Raw genomic sequence first — 6742 nt, 5'->3', positions numbered from 1 at the left:
CGAACAGGAGAATATGCGTCAAGATAATTGCTCCTGCATTATCTTCATAAGTGGCATCCATGCCACGTCTGCATTCTCTAATAAGCTGCATCCATGCAGCGTAAGTTCCCGCCGACAGGGTGAGGGGACGTTGGTTGGGTGGTGTCAGACTCTCGCTGTCATTCCCGAAGTGTCTAATCGGGAATCCAGTTTTTTGGTTTTGTTGTGCCGGCTGATTCAGGAGAATGTGCGTTAGCCCAAAGCGTGAATGAATACTTAAGTGATGCGCAAATAAAATCTTGAGTGATACGCGAACAAGTTCCCGCTTACAGGGGGATAATAAAACCAACTAATGGGTGTCATTGTGTCTCTTTCTATGTTTTTTGAGCTATAATGGCTATCATAGTGTCTATTGTTTTTGGTGTTTTATGAGTAAGTTGTCTTTGTTGTCGGCTAATGATGTTCAGGCGTCACTTTGTGAGTGGCTTGTTGTTAAAAGAAAGACTGCGAAACTTTCTCGAGATCAACTTGCTAAAATCAGTACTGTACCTGCTTCTACTATTAAAAAATTCGAAGTGACTCAACAAATTTCTTTTCGACAGTTTATTTTACTGTGGCAGAGTTTGGATGAGTTAGATCGTTTAAATTCTCTCACTCAAACACAACTTTTCAGTAAAGCCCCTACCTCTATTGATGAGGTATTAGGTTAATGGATTATGGGCGCGTTAATAAGTTATCTGTATTTCGTAAACTCGCAACTGGCGATAATGTCACTGTTGGCGTTTTAGCTCAAAATAGTCAAGGCATTTACTTTCAATACGATACAAGTTATTTAGAGCAATACCATAATCTATCTCCTTTTAATCTTAGTTTTGATTCAACATTGCAGCTAGCGCCAGTACAGCCACATAATCGATTACATGGTGCTTTCTCTGACTCACTCCCAGATGGTTGGGGTTTACTCTTAATGGATAGAGTCTTTAGGCAAGTTAATACTCTGCCTGCACAAATTACCGCTATGGATAGGCTGTCGTTTGTAGGTGAGGGAGCTATGGGAGCATTATCGTATTTACCGATTTCTGAACTACAAAAAAATAATGTTGAAGAACAGTTATCCATAGCACAATTAGGTTTACAAGCTCAGGCTATTTTTGATGGGCAAACGTCAGAGGTATTACAGGCTTTAATTCATGCTGGTAGCTCAGGGGGAGCAAGACCCAAAGCTCAGTTATATTTGAATGATAAGAATGATAAGAATGATTTTTGTAGTACAAGTGCTAGCGATGATACTGAAGCATTTTTAGTTAAGTTTACTTCTTCACAGCTTTCGCTTGGCCATGATGAAGGAGTATGTGAAGCTGCTTATTTAACTATGGCAAAACAAGCTGGGATTGATGTCCCTAAGTGGAGGCTATTAGATGCTCCCGCCGCCTCAGGTGCTCAGCAGTGGTTAGCTGTTAAACGCTTTGATGTAGTAAAAAATCAGCATGGCAATGAGGGTAGGTTACACTTACATAGTGCAAGTGGTTTGCTTGATGCTGATTACAGAATGCCAAGCTTAGATTATGAAGATTTAATTAAAGCTAGCGCTATCATTTGTCGTAGTCCTGCTGCAGGACAGGTAATGTTTCGCAGAATGGTATTTAATCTGTTTGCTTTGAATCAAGATGATCACAGTAAAAACTGGGCTTTTTTGCAGCCAGATAGTGGGCAGTGGCAATTAGCTCCATTTTATGATGTTACTTTCAGTCCTTCATCGCATAGTGAACACGCAACTGCTTTTTGTGGCTTTGGAAAGCAACCAAGTTTGAAAGTGATGCAAAAATTAGCAGGGCAAGCAAACTTTGCTAGCTGGGAGCAGGCGCAATTGGTAATCGATGAAGTCGTAGAGGCGGTACAGTCTTTTACTCGTATTGCTAATGAGTTAACAATAAACCCTGATGTTGCAAGGCTTATCAATAAACAGTTGGATAGTACTTATTTTGAAAATAAATTATTGTTACAAAAGAAATAATTATATAGATCAAAGTGATAGTGAATTAACGTAAGAAATGCGCGAATAAATTCTCGCTTTTTTGTGCGCGAGTATGTTTAAAGTGAAAATGAATTACTGACATAAGAGCTGGATCCCCGACAAGACATTTCGGGAATGATGTAAAGTAGACTGGCTTCTTAATTGATGGTCGTCATCTTCGAATTGTCTTGTCGAAGATCCAGTTGTTAATCTATTTGGATTCAGGAGAATGTGCGTCCTGAATTCTCTAATGAGGTACTTCCTGTACCGTCGGCCAAGAAAGCTCTTGAATGACGGTATGTTCAATGCACGAACTATTTCCCGCCTACTGGGTTGGAAATACCTTGGTTGAGTGGTGTCATACTCTCGTCGTCATTCTCGAAGTGTCTAATCGAGAATCCAGTTTTTTGGTTTTGTTGTGCCGCTGGATTCAGGAGAATGTGCGTAAGCCCAAAGTGAGAATGAAACCCTAAGTGATGCGCGAACAAGTTCCCGCCTACGGGAAGGCGACGTTGGTTGGGTGGTGTCACACTCTCGTCGTCATTCTCGAAGTGTCTAATCGAGAATCTAGTTTTTTGGTTTTGTTGTGCCGCTGGATTCAGGAGGATGTGCGTCAGCTCAAAGTGAGAATGAAACCCTAAGTGATACGCGAATAAATCCCCGCCTACAGGGAATACGTTGAGTGGTAATGATTAGTATGGAAGTTCATTGAATGATCTATGCTTAACAAAGGATGTTGGTAAAGCTAATTTAAAAGGATTTTAAAATGGACTTTAAAGCTAAAGTTATTCATCACGGTGCGGTTAATGGTGTCACTGGTTCGTGTCATCAATTAGTCATTAATGCTACGACTAGTGTTTTAATTGATTGCGGTTTGTTTCAAGGGGCTGAGGTCTCAGGTAAATCGGCTTCAACGGGGTTGGCTATCGACTTTGATGTTAGTCATATCACGGCACTTATTGTTACTCATTGTCATATTGATCATGTTGGGCGAATTCCTTATCTACTGGCTGCTGGTTTTACTGGGCCAATATTTTGTACTGAGGCGACAGCTAGTCTATTGCCTTTAGTGATTGAAGATGCACTTAAAGTGGGAGTTACTCGAGATAAGGGGTTAATTGCAGCGTGCCTTAAGTTACTTAAACAACAAAATAAACCAATTCCCTACAAGCAGTGGTTTGACTTACCCGTTAACGCTAGTGCTAATCTAAATATAAAACCTCAAACGAGTGATTCAAATCGTTCTGTTGACTTTCAACAAGCTAAAGCTAAGTTTCAACCAGCAGGGCATATTTTAGGATCTGCTTATGTAGAGATTGATCTAGTACTTCCTCAAAACATTATTTTAGAGAAGCCTTTAGACACGCCTTTAGTTAAGGGCTTGAGTAACTTGTCAGATAAAAAACCGGATAAGCCGTTAACTAATAAACATCGAGTGGTATTTTCGGGTGATTTAGGTGCGCCGTATGCACCATTATTACCTGCGCCCAAAAGTCCCTATCGCGCTGATACTTTAATTATCGAATCCACTTATGGTGATAAAAATCATCAAAGCAGAAAACTACGCAGACAAAACTTACAACGGGTGATTGAAAGGGCGGTTGCTGATAATGGTGTGGTACTTATTCCTGCATTCAGTATCGGCAGAACTCAAGAGTTGTTATATGAGTTGGAGCAAATTATATATCAGCAACATAAAACGCAGCATAAATCGCAGCAAAAAATGGCCTCGCAGTCGTCTGGTAAACACCTTAAAAATTCTCTAGGAGCTGATAAGTCAGTATGGCAAACCATTGAGGTGATTGTCGATTCTCCTATGGCAGCCAACTTTACTGAACAATATAAAAAATTTAAAGGCTTGTGGGATGCAGAAGCTAAACAAAAGGTGAGCAAAGGTCGACACCCACTTAATTTTAGTCAGTTGTATACTATTGGTGATCATAAACAGCATTTGTCTGTGATGAAGGCTTTAGCTAAACGTAATAAGCCCGCCATTGTTATTGCCGCAAGTGGCATGTGTGCCGGTGGTCGTATGATGAATTACTTAAAGCAATTTATTGGTGATAAAACTACTGACATTCTCTTTGTTGGTTATCAAGCTCAGGGGACGCCAGGTCGAGATATTCAGCAATTTGCTAACAAGTTCAATGGTTATGTGGAATTAGATGATAAACGTTATGATATTAATGCGGCAGTACATACCTTAAGTGGTTATTCAGCGCATGCCGACCAAGCGGGTTTAGTTAATTTCGTAAAACGTATGCATCATAAGCCAAGTCATATAAAAATTGTCCATGGAGATGAAGAGGCTAAGCAAGTCTTGCAAAGCTGTTACCAAACCATCTTACCAGATGCTTTCATCGAAATTGCAGAGTAAGTACTCAATTAAGTGTTGTTCTAACTTTGACCTGTAGGTAAAGTTAATTGTTACGTAAACGTACAAATGTGCATTTATTTGTAGTTTCAGATAAATGTATGCATTTTTAGTTTATAATGCATAATTCTGTTAGGGAAAAATGTATTTTAGTTTATAAGGAATTATTAAGTGTCTTTGATTCAGTCTGTTTTGAAATTGCCACGCACATATAAGCGCGCGATTTCATTGTTAATAGATTCAGTATTTTTATTGTGTGCTTTCTGGTTAGCATTGTTTATGCGTCTTGAAAGTTTCTCTCCTTTATTTGAGCAAAATTACTGGCTTGTTTTTGCCTGTGCATTACCACTCTGTTTACTTGCGTTTGTAAAACTTGGCCTTTATCGGGCTGTATTACGTTATATGAATATGCAAGCCGTTTGGGCTATTGCGCTCGGTAGTGTTGTTTCTGCGATGTTTATTATTGGTTTGTCTTTTACCTTGAACGCAGGCATTCCTCGTACTGTTCCTTTTATTTTTATGAGTTTATGTTTGATCTTTGTTGGCGGCTCGCGAATTTCCGTGAGAGCGGTCATTAGTCATCAACTTTGGCATAAAAAAGCCTCGGTATTAATTTATGGTGCCGGCTCTGCGGGACGCCAATTATCCAATGCCTTGTCGCAGGGGCCTGAATATCATGCGGTTGCTTTTGTTGATGATGACATTGCGTTGCACCGAAGCGTTATTCAAGGTATCCGTGTTTATTCACCCGATGAAATATCAACACTTGTTATAAATAAAAAAGTCGAGAAAATATTATTAGCTATGCCTAGTGCTTCGAGGGCTAGACGTAAAGAAGTGTTGAGTAAAATAGATTCTTTAGGCGTTGAAGTATTAACTATTCCTGGTATGGCCGATGTTGTTGATGGTAAGGCTAAACTTGAAGAGTTCAAAGATGTTGGTGTTGAAGATTTATTAGGTCGTGATCCAGTAGAGCCTAAACCTGAACTCATGAATGCAGATGTTGCGGGTAAAATTGTTATGGTAACGGGGGCTGGTGGTTCTATTGGCTCTGAATTATGCCGTCAAATTATTCTATTAAAACCAGCTAAGCTCGTTTTGTTTGAGTTATCAGAATTTGGTTTGTATACCATTGATAAAGAGCTCAATGAATATATATTAACGCACGGCTTAGCGGTTGAAGTGATGCCACTTTTAGGTTCAGTGCAAAATGTTAATCGTATTGAAACGGTAATGAAAAGTTTTGCGGTACAAACTGTTTACCATGCTGCAGCATACAAGCATGTGCCATTAGTTGAGCATAATGTCGTTGAAGGTGTTAGAAATAATGTTTTTGGTACTTATTATGCCGCCCGTGCTGCGATAAATGCCAATGTTGAGACATTTGTTTTAATCTCTACCGATAAAGCCGTTAGACCGACCAATATTATGGGTACAACTAAGCGTATGGCTGAGTTAGTGCTGCAGGCGTTATCGAAAACGCAAAAATCAACGCGTTTTTGTATGGTACGTTTTGGTAATGTTTTAGGTTCATCGGGTTCTGTTGTGCCTCTGTTTAGAAAGCAAATTAGAGCAGGCGGACCAGTAACGTTAACGCACCCAGATATCACACGATATTTTATGACCATTCCAGAAGCTTCTCAACTTGTTATTCAAGCTGGCGCTATGGGTAAAGGTGGCGATGTATTTGTACTTGATATGGGCGATTCAGTAAAAATTTATGATTTAGCACGAAAAATCATTCAACTGGGTGGTTTCTCTGTAAAAGAGGATCAAACACCAGAGGGTGATATTGAGATTAAATGTACAGGTTTAAGGCCGGGTGAGAAGCTTTATGAAGAGCTTTTGATTGGTGATAATGTTGCAGGCACAACTCATGAACGTATTATGAGCGCACAAGAAGCTATGCTTGATTGGTTTGAACTTGAGCCAATGCTAAATAGTCTTGATGAAGCATGTCATGCATTTGATCATGAATTAATTCGTGAAATATTATTTATAGCACCAACAGGGTTTAACCCGACGGATGGTATTTGTGATTTGGTGTGGCAACAAAAAGTGCAAGAGCCGGTAAAGACTGCCGAAGTTATTGAATTGAAAGTGGCTAATTAGTTAAGTTGTTCGCTGGTAAATTGATGTGAATGGATTCTGGATAATTGCTTAGTTGCATATCATCCGAGTCCATTTTTTATTTCTATCTGAATTCAGTTTTGTAGCGATTAAGAGACTAAGTGATATGGATCCCCGATCAGAAACTTCGGGGATGACGACTTCAGGGGTAGAAGATAAGTATTTAGGATAATTGCTTAGGTGTATATCATCCAGAGTCCATTTTTTATTTCTATCTGAATGCAGTTTTGTAGAGTCTAGGAGAT

The 6742-nt window shown here is 39.5% G+C and carries 4 protein-coding genes; all 4 read left to right on the top strand.

From position 1 onward, the window contains the following. Positions 1-407: 407 nt before the first annotated feature. Positions 408-689 (top strand): transcriptional regulator, encoded by a 282-nt coding sequence (locus CXF85_RS09340; protein ID WP_101228262.1) that lies wholly within the window; start codon positions 408-410, stop codon positions 687-689. After that, positions 689-1993 carry a type II toxin-antitoxin system HipA family toxin gene (locus tag CXF85_RS09335; RefSeq protein WP_101228261.1) on the top strand — a complete coding sequence of 435 codons (1305 nt, stop codon included), beginning with the start codon at positions 689-691 and terminating at the stop codon, positions 1991-1993. Before CXF85_RS09340 ends, CXF85_RS09335 begins: the two co-directional genes overlap by 1 nt. 766 nt (positions 1994-2759) lie before the next feature. After that, positions 2760-4370 carry an MBL fold metallo-hydrolase RNA specificity domain-containing protein gene (locus CXF85_RS09330; RefSeq protein ID WP_101228260.1) on the top strand — a complete coding sequence of 537 codons (1611 nt, stop codon included), beginning with the start codon at positions 2760-2762 and terminating at the stop codon, positions 4368-4370. Between the two features lie 168 nt (positions 4371-4538). Then, positions 4539-6479 (top strand): polysaccharide biosynthesis protein, encoded by a 1941-nt coding sequence (locus CXF85_RS09325; protein WP_101228259.1) that lies wholly within the window; start codon positions 4539-4541, stop codon positions 6477-6479. The last annotated feature ends 263 nt before the right edge of the window (positions 6480-6742 follow it).

The sequence above is a fragment of the Colwellia sp. 75C3 genome, assembly GCF_002836255.1.
Lineage (GTDB): Bacteria > Pseudomonadota > Gammaproteobacteria > Enterobacterales > Alteromonadaceae > Colwellia.
Note: the sequence above shows the minus strand (reverse complement) of the source record. Positions and strands in the feature narration are given on the sequence as shown.